Source organism: Candidatus Methylomirabilota bacterium, assembly GCA_035260325.1.
Classification (GTDB): Bacteria; Methylomirabilota; Methylomirabilia; order Rokubacteriales; family CSP1-6; genus AR19.
Genome location: DATFVL010000068.1, coordinates 1 through 12829, shown reverse-complemented (window position 1 = coordinate 12829; position 12829 = coordinate 1). Strand labels below are relative to the sequence as shown.

The 12829-nt window shown below is 74.6% G+C and carries 16 protein-coding genes; 7 read left to right on the top strand and 9 right to left on the bottom strand.

Features of this window, described 5'->3' with window-relative positions; translation table 11 throughout:
- The coding region (locus tag VKG64_05060; protein HKB24407.1) for a haloacid dehalogenase-like hydrolase at positions 1 to 740 on the top strand (740 nt) is incomplete at its 5' end.
- The gene (locus VKG64_05055) at positions 737 to 1195 is read left to right on the top strand and encodes a CopD family protein (GenBank protein HKB24406.1); all 459 of its coding nucleotides are present in this window, start codon (positions 737 to 739) and stop codon (positions 1193 to 1195) included. The genes VKG64_05060 and VKG64_05055, both read left to right, overlap by 4 nt.
- A 15-nt stretch (positions 1196 to 1210) precedes the next feature.
- On the opposite strand, the gene npdG is transcribed toward VKG64_05055, so the two are convergent.
- From npdG to VKG64_05010, 9 genes are all read right to left on the bottom strand, one after another.
- Positions 1211 to 1855 (bottom strand): NADPH-dependent F420 reductase, encoded by a 645-nt coding sequence (gene npdG, locus VKG64_05050; protein ID HKB24405.1) that lies wholly within the window; start codon positions 1853 to 1855, stop codon positions 1211 to 1213.
- The gene (cofE, locus tag VKG64_05045) at positions 1852 to 2622 is read right to left on the bottom strand and encodes a coenzyme F420-0:L-glutamate ligase (protein HKB24404.1); all 771 of its coding nucleotides are present in this window, start codon (positions 2620 to 2622) and stop codon (positions 1852 to 1854) included. The genes npdG and cofE overlap by 4 nt, the downstream gene beginning before the upstream one ends.
- On the bottom strand, positions 2607 to 3260 hold the full coding sequence (gene cofC / locus VKG64_05040; protein HKB24403.1) for a 2-phospho-L-lactate guanylyltransferase: 654 nt from the start codon (positions 3258 to 3260) through the stop codon (positions 2607 to 2609). The genes cofE and cofC overlap by 16 nt, the downstream gene beginning before the upstream one ends.
- On the bottom strand, positions 3257 to 4177 hold the full coding sequence (gene cofD / locus VKG64_05035; GenBank protein HKB24402.1) for a 2-phospho-L-lactate transferase: 921 nt from the start codon (positions 4175 to 4177) through the stop codon (positions 3257 to 3259). Before cofD ends, cofC begins: the two co-directional genes overlap by 4 nt.
- A gap of 2 nt (positions 4178 to 4179) precedes the next feature.
- A complete protein-coding gene (locus tag VKG64_05030) occupies positions 4180 to 4725 on the bottom strand; it encodes a hypothetical protein (protein HKB24401.1) in 546 nt (181 codons plus the stop codon).
- Positions 4712 to 5005, bottom strand: a complete 294-nt coding sequence (locus VKG64_05025; protein ID HKB24400.1) for an HU family DNA-binding protein — start codon at positions 5003 to 5005, stop codon at positions 4712 to 4714. The genes VKG64_05030 and VKG64_05025 overlap by 14 nt, the downstream gene beginning before the upstream one ends.
- A gap of 72 nt (positions 5006 to 5077) precedes the next feature.
- Positions 5078 to 6343 carry a 5-amino-6-(D-ribitylamino)uracil--L-tyrosine 4-hydroxyphenyl transferase CofH gene (gene cofH / locus VKG64_05020; protein ID HKB24399.1) on the bottom strand — a complete coding sequence of 422 codons (1266 nt, stop codon included), beginning with the start codon at positions 6341 to 6343 and terminating at the stop codon, positions 5078 to 5080.
- A complete protein-coding gene (gene cofG / locus VKG64_05015) occupies positions 6321 to 7463 on the bottom strand; it encodes a 7,8-didemethyl-8-hydroxy-5-deazariboflavin synthase CofG (GenBank protein HKB24398.1) in 1143 nt (380 codons plus the stop codon). Before cofG ends, cofH begins: the two co-directional genes overlap by 23 nt.
- The gene (locus VKG64_05010) at positions 7460 to 8428 is read right to left on the bottom strand and encodes an LLM class F420-dependent oxidoreductase (GenBank protein ID HKB24397.1); all 969 of its coding nucleotides are present in this window, start codon (positions 8426 to 8428) and stop codon (positions 7460 to 7462) included. Before VKG64_05010 ends, cofG begins: the two co-directional genes overlap by 4 nt.
- A 63-nt stretch (positions 8429 to 8491) precedes the next feature.
- Between VKG64_05010 and VKG64_05005 the strand changes: the two genes are divergently transcribed.
- The 5 genes from VKG64_05005 to VKG64_04985 form a co-directional block, all read left to right on the top strand.
- Positions 8492 to 9766, top strand: a complete 1275-nt coding sequence (locus tag VKG64_05005) for an MFS transporter (GenBank protein HKB24396.1) — start codon at positions 8492 to 8494, stop codon at positions 9764 to 9766.
- A 4-nt stretch (positions 9767 to 9770) separates the two neighbouring features.
- Entirely contained in the window at positions 9771 to 10241 is a 471-nt protein-coding gene (locus tag VKG64_05000; protein HKB24395.1) for a PaaI family thioesterase, read from the top strand.
- A 15-nt stretch (positions 10242 to 10256) separates the two neighbouring features.
- Complete coding sequence (locus VKG64_04995) at positions 10257 to 11690, top strand: HAMP domain-containing sensor histidine kinase (protein HKB24394.1); 1434 nt, start codon at positions 10257 to 10259, stop codon at positions 11688 to 11690.
- On the top strand, positions 11687 to 12025 hold the full coding sequence (locus VKG64_04990) for a hypothetical protein (GenBank protein ID HKB24393.1): 339 nt from the start codon (positions 11687 to 11689) through the stop codon (positions 12023 to 12025). Before VKG64_04995 ends, VKG64_04990 begins: the two co-directional genes overlap by 4 nt.
- On the top strand, positions 12022 to 12829 hold an 808-nt coding region (locus VKG64_04985; GenBank protein ID HKB24392.1), incomplete at its 3' end, for a response regulator. The genes VKG64_04990 and VKG64_04985, both read left to right, overlap by 4 nt.

The window sequence follows — 12829 nt, the reverse complement described above, 5'->3', positions numbered from 1 at the left end:
CCCCGCCGTGGTCGCGCGGCTCCGCCAGCTCGCCCCGCGATAGGGTGCGCCTCTTCCTCTTCGACGTCGACGGCACGCTCATCTCGGCCCGGGGTCTCGGCCGCGCCGCCTTCAAGGCAGCACTCGCGCGCGTGTTCGGCACGGCCGGGGAGATCGACCGCTACGACCTCCGCGGCAAGACCGACCCGCGGATCGTCCACGACGTCCTGGGCGCCGCGGGGGTGCCGCGCGCGACGATCGAGGCGCGCGTCGCCGAGTGCTTCGCGGTCTACGTCGAGGAGCTCGCGGCGCTCCTGGGCGACGGGAGCGTCGTCCAGGTGCTGCCGGGGGTCGCCACGCTCGTGGCCGCGCTCGCCGAGCGGTCCGACGCCGTGGTCGGCCTCGTCACCGGCAACATCGAGCCCGGCGCGCGCCTGAAGCTCGGGGCCACGGGACTCCTGCCGCACTTCCGCGTCGGGGCCTTCGGCTCGGACGACATCGATCGCCGGCGCCTGCCGCTGATCGCCCGCGAGCGCGCGCAGCGGCTCACCGGTCACGCCTTCGGCTTCGACCGCCTCACGATCATCGGTGACACGCCGCACGACGTGGACTGCGCGCGCGCGTGCGGCGCGGTGGCCGTCGCGGTGGCGACGGGGCAGTACCCCGCCGGCGAGCTCGCCGCGTGCGCGCCCGACCTCCTGTTCCCGAGCTTCGCCGACGTGGACGCCGCAGTCACGGCCCTCACGGACGGCCGGCCGTGACCCTGAACCTCCTCGTCCTCTGGCTCCATGTGCTCGCCGCCGTCGTGTGGGTCGGCGGGCTCATGTACGAGTCGCACGTGCTCCTGCCGGCGGCGCGCCGCGGCGCCGCCCGGCCCTTCGCCGACGCCGCGGCCCGTGGCCGGCGGGTCGCGTGGACGGCGATCGCGCTCGTCGTGCTGACGGGGTTCTACAACGTCACGCGGCTCGGCCCGCTCGAGCGTGTCATGGCGAGCGGCGTCGCCCTCACGCTGGCGGTGAAGTTCGTTCTCGTCCTCGTGGCGGTGGCCCTCGCGGGCCAGCGCGACTTCGCGCTGGTCCCGCGGCTCGCCAAGGCACTCGCGGCCGGCGAGGAACCGGCGCCCGTGCTCCGCGCGATCGCGTGGCTCGGCCACCTCGTGCTCCTGCTCGCGGTGGTGATCGTCTACCTCGGGCTCGCGATCTCGCGCGCGGCGTGAGGCGCCGCGGGCGCCTCAGAGCCCGGTGATCTTGATGCCGGCGTTCTTGACCTTGTAGCGGCGGTTGATGGTCGCGAGGACGGCCGTGATCGCCTCGATCGGCCCGGCGTTCGTGAGGGGGCCCACGTCGATCGGGCGCAGGCCGAGCGAGTGCCCGAGCTCGGCGACGGTGTCCTTGGCGCCCGCGTCGGCGCCGCAGAGGAGCAGATCGCAGTCGATCGGGTGGTCCGTCTCCGCGAGCTCGTGGGCGGCGATGTGGTGGAACGCGGCCACGACCTTCGCCTCGGGCAGGAGCGCCTGAGCTTCCTCCGCGGCCGAGCCCGCCGGCGGCGGCGTGAAGAGGCGGGGGCCGCCGAAGGTGAGCGGCACGACCGTGCTCACCACGACCTTGCCGCGGCAGGCCTCCCGGACCTCGGGGAGCGTGGCCGCGAGCCCCGCCGCGGGCAGCGCGATCACGACGACCCCGCCGAGGCGCGCGGCCTCGGCGTTCGACTCGCCCATGATCGGCATCTTCCGCGTCAGCTCGCGCAGCTCGGCCGCCTTCGTTTTCGCGCGCTCGGGGTCGCGGGAGCCGATGACGATCGCGTGGCCCGCGAGCGCCCAGCGCGCGCCGAGCCCGGCGCCCTCGTTCCCGGTGCCGCCGAGGATCGCTATTTTCACCGGAACAGGTCCCGGGCGGGGTCGCGCAGGAGGGGCTTCGAGCCCTCCTCGGCGGGCGTCAGCCGGAGGCCGCGGACGATCGCGACCGGGATCCGGTCGAGCTTGCCCATCACGGGCTCGGCCGCCGCTGCGAGCTCGTCGGCGAGCGCCAGGATCGTCGCCTGGAGCGGGCGGCCGGCGGGGTCGCGCTCGCCGAGATAGCTCCTGAGCGGCGCGAAGCCGGCGAGGCCGATCGCGACGTTGGTGAGGCCTTCGCGCCAGGGGCGGCCGAAGGTGTCGGCGACGATCACGAGCACGTCCGGCCCCCCGCGCGCGCGGATCGCCTCGCGCAGGGCGCGCGCCGAGCCGTCGGGGTCCTCGGGCAGGAGCGCCACGCACTCGGCGTCCACGTTCGACTGGTCGACACCCGCGTTCGCGCAGACCCAGCCGTGGTGCGTCTCGGTGATGAGCACGCCCTGGTCCATGCGCACCACCCGCCGCGACTCGCGGAGGATCACCTCGACGAGCCGGGCGTCGCGCGCGAGGCCCGCGGCCATGGACTGGGCGACGGCCGACGGCGTCACGTCGGCGAGGCGGACCAGCCGGCCCTCGGCCTTCGAGACGATCTTCTGCCCGACGACGAGGAGGTCGCCCGCGGCGAGCGGCGTCGCCTGGCGTCCCGCGGCCTCGACGATGAGGCGTGCGAGGTCATCGCCTGGCCGGACCTCGGGGATGCCCGTGACGCCGATCACCTCGTAGCGCGGCGGCGGGGTCACGGGCGCGACCACGCGCGGACGAGGCGCGCGCTCTCCGTGTCGGGCGCCTCGCGGACGAGCGCCGCGAGGTCCTCCGGCGCGTCCACGTCGAGCCCGAGGCCGCGGAGCCGGAGCACGCGCGGCTCGAGCCCGCCCGCGCGCGCCGCGCTGAGGTGGTTCTCGAACGACGGCTCGCCGAACTTGAGTGGCATCGCGGCGGGCGGCGCCAGGGCGACGCCGTTCGTGCCGTGCCCGGAGCGCGAGGGGACGAAGGCGGGTGCGCCGGGTCCGGCGGCGCCCGCCAGCGCGCGGATCTCCGCGGGCGTCGCGGCCGGCACGTCGCCGGGGACGGTGAGGAACGCGCGCGCGCCGCGGCGCGCGGCCTCGGCCTGGGCGAACGCGACCGCGGCGGTGTGGCTCGAGTTCTCCTCCTCCGCCGGTGCGAGCGCCTCCACGCGCAGGCCGCGCGCGATCGCGAACACCTCGGGGTCGCGCGTGACCACCCAGACCGCGTCGAGCCCGGAGCCGGCGAGGGCGGCGAGCACGTCGCGCAGCATCGCCCCCGCCAGCGCGCGGCGCTCCGCCGGGCCGAGCGCCGGCACCAGACGCTGCTTGGCGTTCGCGAGGTCCTTCACCGGCACGGCGCAGACGGTGACGCCCCGGGGATTCATGCCGCGAGGACCACGCGCGCGAGGGCGACCTCGCGCTGGCCGTCGGTCATGAGGATGTCGCCGGGCACCGCGCGCACGCCGAGCTTCGCCAGCTCCCCGGCGCACGCCGCGTCGCGCCGGTCGAGGACGAGCGCGTCGAGCCAGGGCGCGTAGGCGCCCGCGACGCCGAGGGGTGAGACCGCGAGCCCGCGGGCGCGCATCAGCTCGCCGGCCGGGCCGCTCACGGCCGCGCCGCCCACGATGGGGCTCACGGCGACGACGCGGGCGCGCGTCGCCGCGAGGGCGTCGGTGAGGCCGGGCACGGCGAGCACGGGACCGACGGAGGTGACGGGGTTCGACGGGCAGACCACGACGCGCTCGGCGTCGCGGATCGCCTCGAGGACGCCGGGCGCGGGGCGCGCCGCGCCGGCGCCGGCGTACTCGACGTCCAGCACCTGGACCTGCGCCTTCTCGCGCACGAAGTACTCCTGGAAGGACAGCCACCCGTCGGGCGTGCGGACGCGCGTGCGCACCGGGTCGTCGCTCATCGGCAGGACGCGCGCCGCGACGCCCAGGCGGCGCGCGAGCTCGGCGGTGACGGCCGACAGCGGCGCCCCCGCGCGGAGGGCGCGCGTGCGGGCGATGTGCGTGGCGAGGTCGCGGTCGCCGAGGTTGAACCACGTCTCGGCGCCCAGGTCGCCCATCGCCTCGAGACAGCGGAACGTCTCGCCGGCGAGCCCCCAGCCGCGCCCGGTGTCGAGCCGGCCGGCGAGCGCGTACGTCACCGTGTCGAGGTCCGGCGAGACGTGGAGGCCCCAGATCTCGGTGTCGTCGCCCGTGTTGCCGACGACGGTCAGGTCGCGGGCGTCTGGCAGGGCCGCGAGGCCCCGCAGGAGCTTGGCGGCGCCGGTCCCCCCGGCGATCGCGACGACGCGCATGCCTAGACGCCCGCGGGCTCTTCGCGGAGCGTCCAGAGCGCGCTGCCGCCGCGCCACGCGAAGAGGCCGGCGCCCGGGCGGCCGGCGAGACCCGCCGGCAGCGTGCTCTCGGGCACCGGGATGAAGCCGAAGCGGACCCAGACGCGATCGAGGCCCTGGGGACGCGCGTAGACGGTCCGGACGCCGGCGGCGGTGGCGTGGTCGAGGACGGCGGCGACGAGCTGAGCGGCGACCTCGAGCGGGTCGTCGCCGGCCACGATGACGGGCCCGTCGAGCATGGCGGCGGTGCCGCTCCGCTCCACGACGGCTGCGCCGATCAGCCGGTCGCCGCCGTCGGCGGCGCCCCAGGCGAACGCGACGTCGCGCGCGGGCCACGGGAGGGCGGCGTAGTCGAAGAGCGGCCGGGCCTGCGCGGGGTCGGGCAGCGGACGGTAGCCGATGCCCTGCCAGACCCGGGGGACGGTCGCCGCGGAGAGCGAGGGGGCGGCGCCGGTCCCCGTGCGGGAAGAATCCTCCGGGAGTCTCGCCCGCGGTCTACTTCTTGCCAAGCACCGCGTCCTTCAGGCTCTTGGCGAGACGGAACTTGCAGACGCGCTTCGCGGGGATCTTGATGGGCTCGCCCGTCTGCGGGTTCCGCCCGATGCGCGCCTTGCGGTTCGCCAGCACGAGCTTGCCGAAGCCCGGGAGGACGAACTGGCCGCTCTTCTTCGCCTCCCTGCACGCGAGCTGCAGCGTCTCGTCCAGGATGCCCTCGATCTGCTTCTTGGAGAACTGGGTCTTCTCCGCAAGGGCGGCAAGGGTCGCGGTCTTCGTCATCGTCTTCGCCACGGGCGGCCTCCTCGTCTGAAACGTGTGTGATTGGACGCGAAGTGAATTAATACCACAGGGCTCCGCGCTCGGCTACCCGCGCGTGAAGCGGAACTCGCCCGAGGCGATCAGCTTCCGGTACGAGCCGAAGCGCGTCTCGGCGTCCTCGATGCGGTCGAGCGGCGAGTCGGGGATTTCCCCGTCGCCATAGGTACGCACGATCCCGTAGAGGGTGTCGCGCTGCGCCGGCACTCGCCCGGCGTCGCGGATCAGGCGGCAGAGCTCGGCCGGCCCGACGAGCTGGCCGTGGGTCGCGCCGGCCGAGGTCGAGATGGACTCGTTGATGAGCGTGCCGCCCATGTCGTTGGCCCCGGCGTCGAGGAGGATCTGAGCGAGCTTCGGCCCCTCCTTGACCCACGAGCACTGGATGTTGCGGATGCTCGGGCCGAGCATGACGCGCGCGAGCGCGTGCATCCGCACGACCTCGACGCCGGTGGCGCCCGGGCGCACGCCGGGCACGAGACCCTTCGCGTGCATCGGCGCCTCCGAGTGGATCAGCGAGAGCGGGACGAACTCCGTGAAGCCGCCGGTGTCGTGCTGGATCGAGCGCAGCAGGTCCATGTGGCGGACCCAGTGGTCGGGCGTCTCCACGTGGCCGTACATGATCGTGGAGGTCGTGCGGATGCCGAGCGCGTGCGCCGTCGTGATCACCTCGACCCACTGGTCCACGGTGATCCGGCCCCGCGATATGGTATCGCGGATCTCCTGGTCGAGTATTTCGGCCGAGGTTCCTGGCAGTGTTCCCAGGCCCGCGTTTTTCAACTCCCTCAAATAGTCCTTGATCGGCATCCCCGACCTCACCGAGCCGTACAGCACCTCCTCGGGGGAGAAGGCGTGGAGGTGCAGCGAGGGCAGCGCCGCCTTGAGCGCCCGCGCGAGCTCGATGTAGTAGCGGCCGTCGAGCTTGGGCGGGAGCCCGGCCTGGATGCACACCTCGGTGGCGCCGAGCTCCCACGCCTCGCGCGCCCGGCGCACGACCTCGGGGACCGGCAGGAGGTAGCCCTCCTCCTCACGGTGGTCGCGGCTGAAGGCGCAGAAGCCGCAGTGCTTGATGCAGACGTTCGTGAAGTTGACGTTTCGGTTGACGACGAAGGTGACGACGTCGCCGACCTGCCGGCGCCGCAGCTCGTCGGCGACCAGCGTGAGCGCGCCGAGGTCGCGCCCCGTGGCGTGGGCGAGCGCGCGCGCCTCGTCCGTGGAGACTTCGTGCCCGTCGAGCGCGCGGGCGAGGGCGTCGCGCACGCCGCGCGACGCCCAGTCGAGGGCCGGAGAGAGCTTACCAGCGTCGCCAGTGCTCATACGCTTCCTTCACCAGGCCGTGGCCGTCCACGAGCGCGGCGACCCGCGGGCGCAGGGCCTCGTCGAGGAACTCCGCGCGCCGCGCGTACTCGGGGTAGATCGCGAGGCGCTCGCGGAGGACGAAGCCCGCGCCGTCGGTCGCGCGACGGAGCTCCGGGATGAGCGGCCACGGCTTCTCGGGGTTGATGTGATCGAGCGTCAGCGGCGAGATGCCGCCCCAGTCGTTGAGGCCCGCCGCGAGGAGCCGCGCGTAGTCGCCCGGCGAGAGGTTCGGTGGCGCCTGGATGTTGACGTCGGGGCCGAGCACGAGCCGCGCGACGGCGAGGGTGCGCAGCATGTCGGGGAGCGACGGCTCGGGGTGGTCCCGCATCGGGATCCGCGGCTTCGCGCGAAAGTTCTGGACGATGACCTCCTGGACGTGGCCGTACCGCTCGTGCAGGTCACGGATGGCGACGAGCGTGTCGACGCGCTCGCGCGGCGTCTCGCCGATCCCGATGAGGAGGCCCGTGGTGAACGGGATCGCGAGCTTGCCCGCGAGCGCGATCGTCCTGAGGCGCCGCGCCGGCACCTTGTCCGGCGCCCGGTCGTGGGCCATCCCGCGCCCGAGGAGGCGCTCGGACACGGTCTCGAGCATGAGCCCCATGCTCACGTTGACCTCGCGGAGCGCCGAGAGGTCGCGCTCGCCCATCACGCCGGGGTTCGCGTGGGGGAGGAGGGGCGTCTCGGCGAGCACGCGCGCGCAGACGGCGCGGAGGTAGCCGAGCGTCGAGCGGTGGCCGTGGCGCCGGAGGAACTCGCGATGCTCGGCGAAGGCGGCCTCGGGCCGGTCGCCGAGGGAGAAGAGCGCCTCCTTCGCGCCGAGCCGGCCCCCGGCCTGCGCCAGCGCGACGACCTCGTCCGGCGTCAGGGTCCGCGCGCCGGGCTCGCCCGGGTCGCGGCGGAACGTGCAGTAGCCGCAGTAGTCGCGGCAGAGCGTGGTGAGCGGCACGAAGACCTTCGCCGAGAACGTCACCGTCCGCCCGCGGCCCCGGTCGCGCACCTCGGCGGCGCGCGCGAGGAGCTCGTCGAGCGCCGCGGGCGGCGTCTCGATGAGCCGGCACGCCTCGGCGTGAGAGATCACGCGCGGGCCCTCTTGAGCTTCGGCCTCACCTCGTCGGCGAAGCGCTCCAGGTTGGCGAGGACCTTGGCGGGCTCCTGGTGGGTCGGGTCGAAGACGAAGTGGGAGACGCCGTGCGCCGCGTAGGCCTGCACGTCGCCCGCGACCTCCGCCGCGGTGCCTTGGAAGAGCGGCCGGTCGCCGGCCGCCGCCTTCTGCCGTGCCGAGCGCACCTCCATCGGACAGCGCAGCGTCAGCGTGACCGCCTTCGGGTCGCGCCCCGCGCGCTGGGCCCACGCGTGCACCTGCTTCGCCTTCGCCGCGTACTGGTCGGGCAGGAGCAGCGCCGGGGGCCGGAGCACGATCGGGTGCCAGCCGTCGCCGAGGGTGCCGGCGCGCTTGAGCGCGCCGTCGGTGTGGCCGCCGATCCAGATCGGGACGCCGCCCTTCTGGGCGGGCTTCGGCAGGGCGTGGACGTCGCGGACCCGGTAGTACGTGCCCGCGAAGCTCACCGGGTCGCTGGTCCACGTCGCGCGCATGAGGCGGAGATACTCGTCCGTGACGGCGCCGCGCGCCTCGAACGGCGGCGCCGCGAGGGCCTCGAACTCCTCGCGGAGCCAGCCCACGCCCGCGCCGAGGATCACGCGCCCGCGCGAGAGGCGGTCGAGCGTCGCGAGCATCTTGGCCGTGACGAGCGGGTTGCGGTACGGGACGACGAGGACGCTCGTGCCGAGGCGGACACGCCGCGTCGCGTGGGCGAGCCAGCCCAGCAGCGCGAACGGCTCGAGGTAGTCCTGCGCGGCGCCGCCCGTGAACCGCCCCGTCGGCGAGTAGGGGTAGACCGAGCGCGCCATCGACACGGGGAGGACGACGTGATCGGTGACGAACACGGAGTCGTAGCGGAGCGCGTCGGCCTTCGTCGCCATCCGCAGCAGGATGTCGGGCGTGCCGAGCGGGCCGCGGCCGGGAAGCGAGACTCCGAACTCCACGATCGTCCTCCGAGAAAAGGGGGCGCCTCGAACGCGACGGCGCCTATGGTATCACTAAGCCGTATGCAATTCTCCGGGCGGGCCTGGGCGATGTGGTCGGTGCCCGCGCTCCTGTTCCTGATCGCGTTCTTCCACCGCGCCGCGCCCGGCATCATCGCGAAGGACCTCATGCAGGAGTTCGGCGTCACGGGCGTGATCGTCGGGCTGCTGGCCGCGACGTACTTCTACGCGTACGCCGCGCTCATGATTCCCTCGGGGCTGCTCGTCGACGCGTTCGGCGTCCGCCGCGTCGTCGCGGCCGGCGGCGCCGTCATGGGGCTCGGGACCATGGCGATGGGCCTGGCGCCGGCGCCGCGCGCGCTCTTCGCCGGCCGGTTCGCGGTCGGCCTCGGCGCGGCGGTGACCTTCGTCGGCGCGCTGAAGATCGCGGCCACGTGGTTTCCGCCCACGCGGTTCGGCTTCCTGTCCGCCGTCACCGCGACGGTCGGGATCGCCGGCGCGCTGGTCGCGACGGCGCCGCTCGCGGCGCTCGTCGCCGTCGCCGGCTGGCGCGGCGCTCTCGCCGTGGTCGGCACCGTCACGCTCGCGGCCTCCGCGCTCTGCTTCGCGGTGGTCCGCGACCGCCCCGGCGCGCCCGGCGGCGGCGCGCCGCCCGCGCCCGGCCTCCGCGCGGTCCTCGCGGGCGGCGGCGCCGTGCTGGGCAACCGCCACACGTGGCCGCCGTTCCTCGCGTTCTTCTGCCTGTACTCGGCCTTCGGCAACCTGTCGCTCTGGGTCGTGCCCTGCCTCCGCGACGTCTATGGCCTCTCCGCCGAGCGCGCGGCGTTCTATGCCGCGGCGCCGACGCTGCCCCTGCTCGTCTCGGCGCCGCTGACCGGCTTCCTGTCCGACCGTGTGCTGCGCCGCCGGAAGCTGCCGTTCGTCGCGCTCGCCTGGGCGAGCGTCGCCCTCTGGACCATCTTCGTCGCGACGCTCGGCCGGCTGCCGCTCGGCGGTCTCGGGGCGCTCTTCCTCGCGATGGGCGCGGTCGGCGGCGCGTTCGTCCTCACGTGGCCGATCGGCCGGGAGGTGAACCCGCCGCACCTGGCCGGCATCGCGGTCGCCGTCGTGAACCTCGGCGGCTTCCTCGGCGCCGCGCTCACGCAGGGGCCGATCGGCGCGGTGCTCGACGCCCGCTGGGCCGGCGCCCTCTCGGGGGGCTCGCGCGTGTACCCTGTAGAGGCGTACGCGTCCGCGTTCGCGGCGTGCGCGGCGCTCGCGCTCGCCGCGGCGCTCGTGAGCTTCACGCTGCGCGAGACGCGCGGTCGCAACGTCTATCACGAGTTCCGCGGGAGGTGACCGGATGATCACGGCGGCGCAATTCGTGGAGCGGCTCAACACCGAGTGGAGCCGCGGCACGATGCTCGAGGCGCACGGCACGCGCTTCGTCTCCGTCGGCGAGGGCCGCGCCGTCGCCCGGCTCGACTGGAAGCGCGAGCTCACCCAGCTCACCGGCCGCTTCCACGCCGGGGCGATCGTGGCGTTCGCGGACGAGACCGCGACGGCGGCGGCGATGTGGGCGACGAACCCGTCGGCGGAGCTCCGGCCGGAGCTCTTCCCGCTGACCCTGCAGCTCTCGGCGAACCTGCTCCGCAACACCGACCGGGGAAGCTTGACAGCCGAGGCCGAGATCGTTCATCGTGGACGAAACACGCTGGTCGTCGAGGTGAAGGTCGTCGACGATCGGCAGCGGCTCATTGCCAAACTCGTCGCGACCCAGTTGGCTCCGGCGACCCCGCCGGCGACCGCGCCCGCCGCTCCGCCCGGGCGGTAGGAGAAGAAGGAACGCATGCGGCTCGCCTCGAAAATCTTCCTGACCGCCACGCTCGTCATCGTCGTGCTCGCCGGCGTCGGCGTGCTCAGCCTTCGCGCCGTGGATCGCCTCGTCTCGGTCAACCGCGAGATCACCACGCTCACGGTGCCCGCGCTCCGCCTGGCCGCGGGCGCGCGCGAGGCGATCGCGGCGCTCACGCGGCTCGAGGCGCGCGCGCTCGTCCTCCGCGACCGGCGCTACGCGGCGCTCTGGAACGAGCGGGCGGCGCGGATGGCCCGCGACCTCGGGCGGCTCACCGAGTACGCGACGAGCGCGACGGAGGCGGCCCGCCTCCAGGAGGCGCTCGCCGCCTTCGCGGACTACCGGCGCGTCGTCACCGAGGAGCAGCGTCGCGTCGCGCGGCGCGACCGCGCGGGCGCGATGCGGCTCGCCGAGACCGACGCGCTGGTCTTCTCGGGCCGGGTCGAGGCGCGCCTCGACGAGTTGATGGACGCGACCCACGCCCGCGGGCTCGCCGCGCAGGCCGAGGCCGCGCAGCTCGAGGTGCGGACGTGGACGGCGGTGCTGGTCGCCCTCGGCGCGGCCGTGGGCCTGGCGCTCTTCGCGAGCGGGCTCGTGGCCTACGGGATGACGCGCTCGCTCGAGACGCTCTCGGAGGCGACCGCCCGGGTCGCCGCGGGCTCCTTCCGCGAGCCGCTGCCGGTGGAGAGCAACGACGAGATCGGGCAGCTCGCGCGCTCGTTCAACTCGATGGCCGCCCAGCTCCGCCAGATGGCGGAGACCAGGGAGGAGTTCTTCGCGACGCTCTCGCACGAGCTGCGCTCGCCGCTCACCTCGATCCGCGGCGCCGCCGACCTCCTGCGCGAGGGCTTCCCCGGCCCGCTCACCGAGAAGCAGGCGCGCCTCGTCGAGATCATCGGCGGGAGCACGGACCGGCTGCTGCAGCTCGTCAACCAGATCCTCGAGATCTCGCGGCTCCGCGCGGGGCTCGTGCCCCTCGAGCGGACCACGCTCGATCTCGACCGGCTCCTCGGGCGCGCCGTCGAGGAGCTCCACCCGAGCGCCGAGGCCGCGGGCGTCGTCCTCGAGCGCGAGCTGGTCGGCGCGGACTTCCGCTGCAGCGGCGACGAGGGGCGCCTGCTCCAGGTCGTCGTCAACCTCGCCGGCAACGCCATCCGCTTCACCCCCGCCGGCGGCCGCGTCGTCGTGCGCCTCGTGGACGCGGGCCCCGAGCTCGAGCTCCAGGTCGAGGACACGGGCGTCGGGATCCCGGCCGCCGAGCTCCCGCACATCTTCGACTCGTACCGCCAGGCCCACCGCGACCGCGGCGGCACGGGCCTCGGGCTCGCGATCGTCCGGGGCGTGGCCCTCGCCCACGGCGGCCGCGTGACGGTCGAATCACAGGAAGGCAAGGGGAGCCGCTTCAGCGTGCTCCTGCCCCGCGGATGAGACGCGCCTGGCTCGTCCTGCCGCTGCTGCTCGCGCTTCCGGCCTGCGCGTCGGGGCCGTTCGCGCGCCCGTCGGCGATGATGCTCGCGAAGGCCGACCGGCTCGCGGAGCAGGGCAACTACGAGGCGGCCGTCGCCGCGTACGACAAGTTCCTCGCCGCCCACGCCGGCGACTCGGCGGCGGGGCGCGCGCGGATGAGCCGCGAGACGGCCGCCGCGGTCGTCTCGACGCGCGCCGAGATCGCGCGGCTCCGGCAGGAGCTCGCCAGGGTCCGCGAGGACCTCGAGCGCCTCAAGGAGATCGACCTGCGTCTGGAGAAGCGCAACACGAAATGAAACGGCGCGTGCTCGTGGTGGACGACGACCGCGGCATCCTCGACGTGCTCGAGATGCGCCTCCAGGCGATGAACTTCGACGTCACCGCGCTCGACGATCCGCGCCGGGTGCTGGAGGTCACCCAGGGCCAGCGCTTCGACCTGGCGCTCGTCGACCTCCGGATGCAGCCGATGGACGGCGTCGAGCTCATGGAGGCGCTCCGCGAGCGGCAGCCGCGGATGCCGGTGCTCATCATGACGGCGCACGGCACGATCGAGAACGCGGTCGAGGCGGTCCAGCGCGGTGCCTTCGACTACCTCACCAAGCCGTTCGCGCGCGACGAGCTCCGCTCGAAGATCGAGCGCGCGCTGGCGACGCGCCGGTGGGCGCGCGACCGCGAGCGGCTCCTGACCGTGGGCCAGACGCTCGCGTCCTCCGGCGTGATGGAGCGCGTGCTGGACGCGGTGGCGCAGGCGACGGTCGAGGCCACCGAGGCCGAGCGCTGCGTCGTGTTCCAGCTGGAGCACGGGCGCCTCGTGCCGATGGCGAGCGCCGGCACGGCGCCGCCGTCATGGCGCCGGCTCGAGGCGGCGGCGAGCCTCGCGATGGAGAAGGGCGCACCCATCAGCCAGCCGCCCGCCGAGGGCGACGCCGAGGCGGGGATGATCGTGGCCGCGCCGCTCGTGGTGCGGCGCGGGCCGGCGGGCGCCCTGGTGATCGAGACGCCGACGCGCGTCGAGCCGACCGAGGACGACCTCGAGCTGCTGGCGCTCTTCTCCTCCCAGGCCGCGATCGCCGTGCGGAACACGCACGAGCTCGAGCGGC

Bases quoted from the DNA above. Each gene is read 5' to 3' on its own strand.
- cofC (HKB24403.1), bottom strand. From the start codon at position 3,260: ATGAATCCCCGGGGCGTCACCGTCTGCGCCGTGCCGGTGAAGGACCTC.
- cofD (HKB24402.1), bottom strand. From the start codon at position 4,177: ATGCGCGTCGTCGCGATCGCCGGGGGGACCGGCGCCGCCAAGCTCCTG.
- cofH (HKB24399.1), bottom strand. From the start codon at position 6,343: ATGAGCACTGGCGACGCTGGTAAGCTCTCTCCGGCCCTCGACTGGGCG.
- VKG64_05005 (HKB24396.1), top strand. From the start codon at position 8,492: ATGCAATTCTCCGGGCGGGCCTGGGCGATGTGGTCGGTGCCCGCGCTC.
- VKG64_05000 (HKB24395.1), top strand. From the start codon at position 9,771: ATGATCACGGCGGCGCAATTCGTGGAGCGGCTCAACACCGAGTGGAGC.
- VKG64_04995 (HKB24394.1), top strand. From the start codon at position 10,257: ATGCGGCTCGCCTCGAAAATCTTCCTGACCGCCACGCTCGTCATCGTC.
- VKG64_04990 (HKB24393.1), top strand. From the start codon at position 11,687: ATGAGACGCGCCTGGCTCGTCCTGCCGCTGCTGCTCGCGCTTCCGGCC.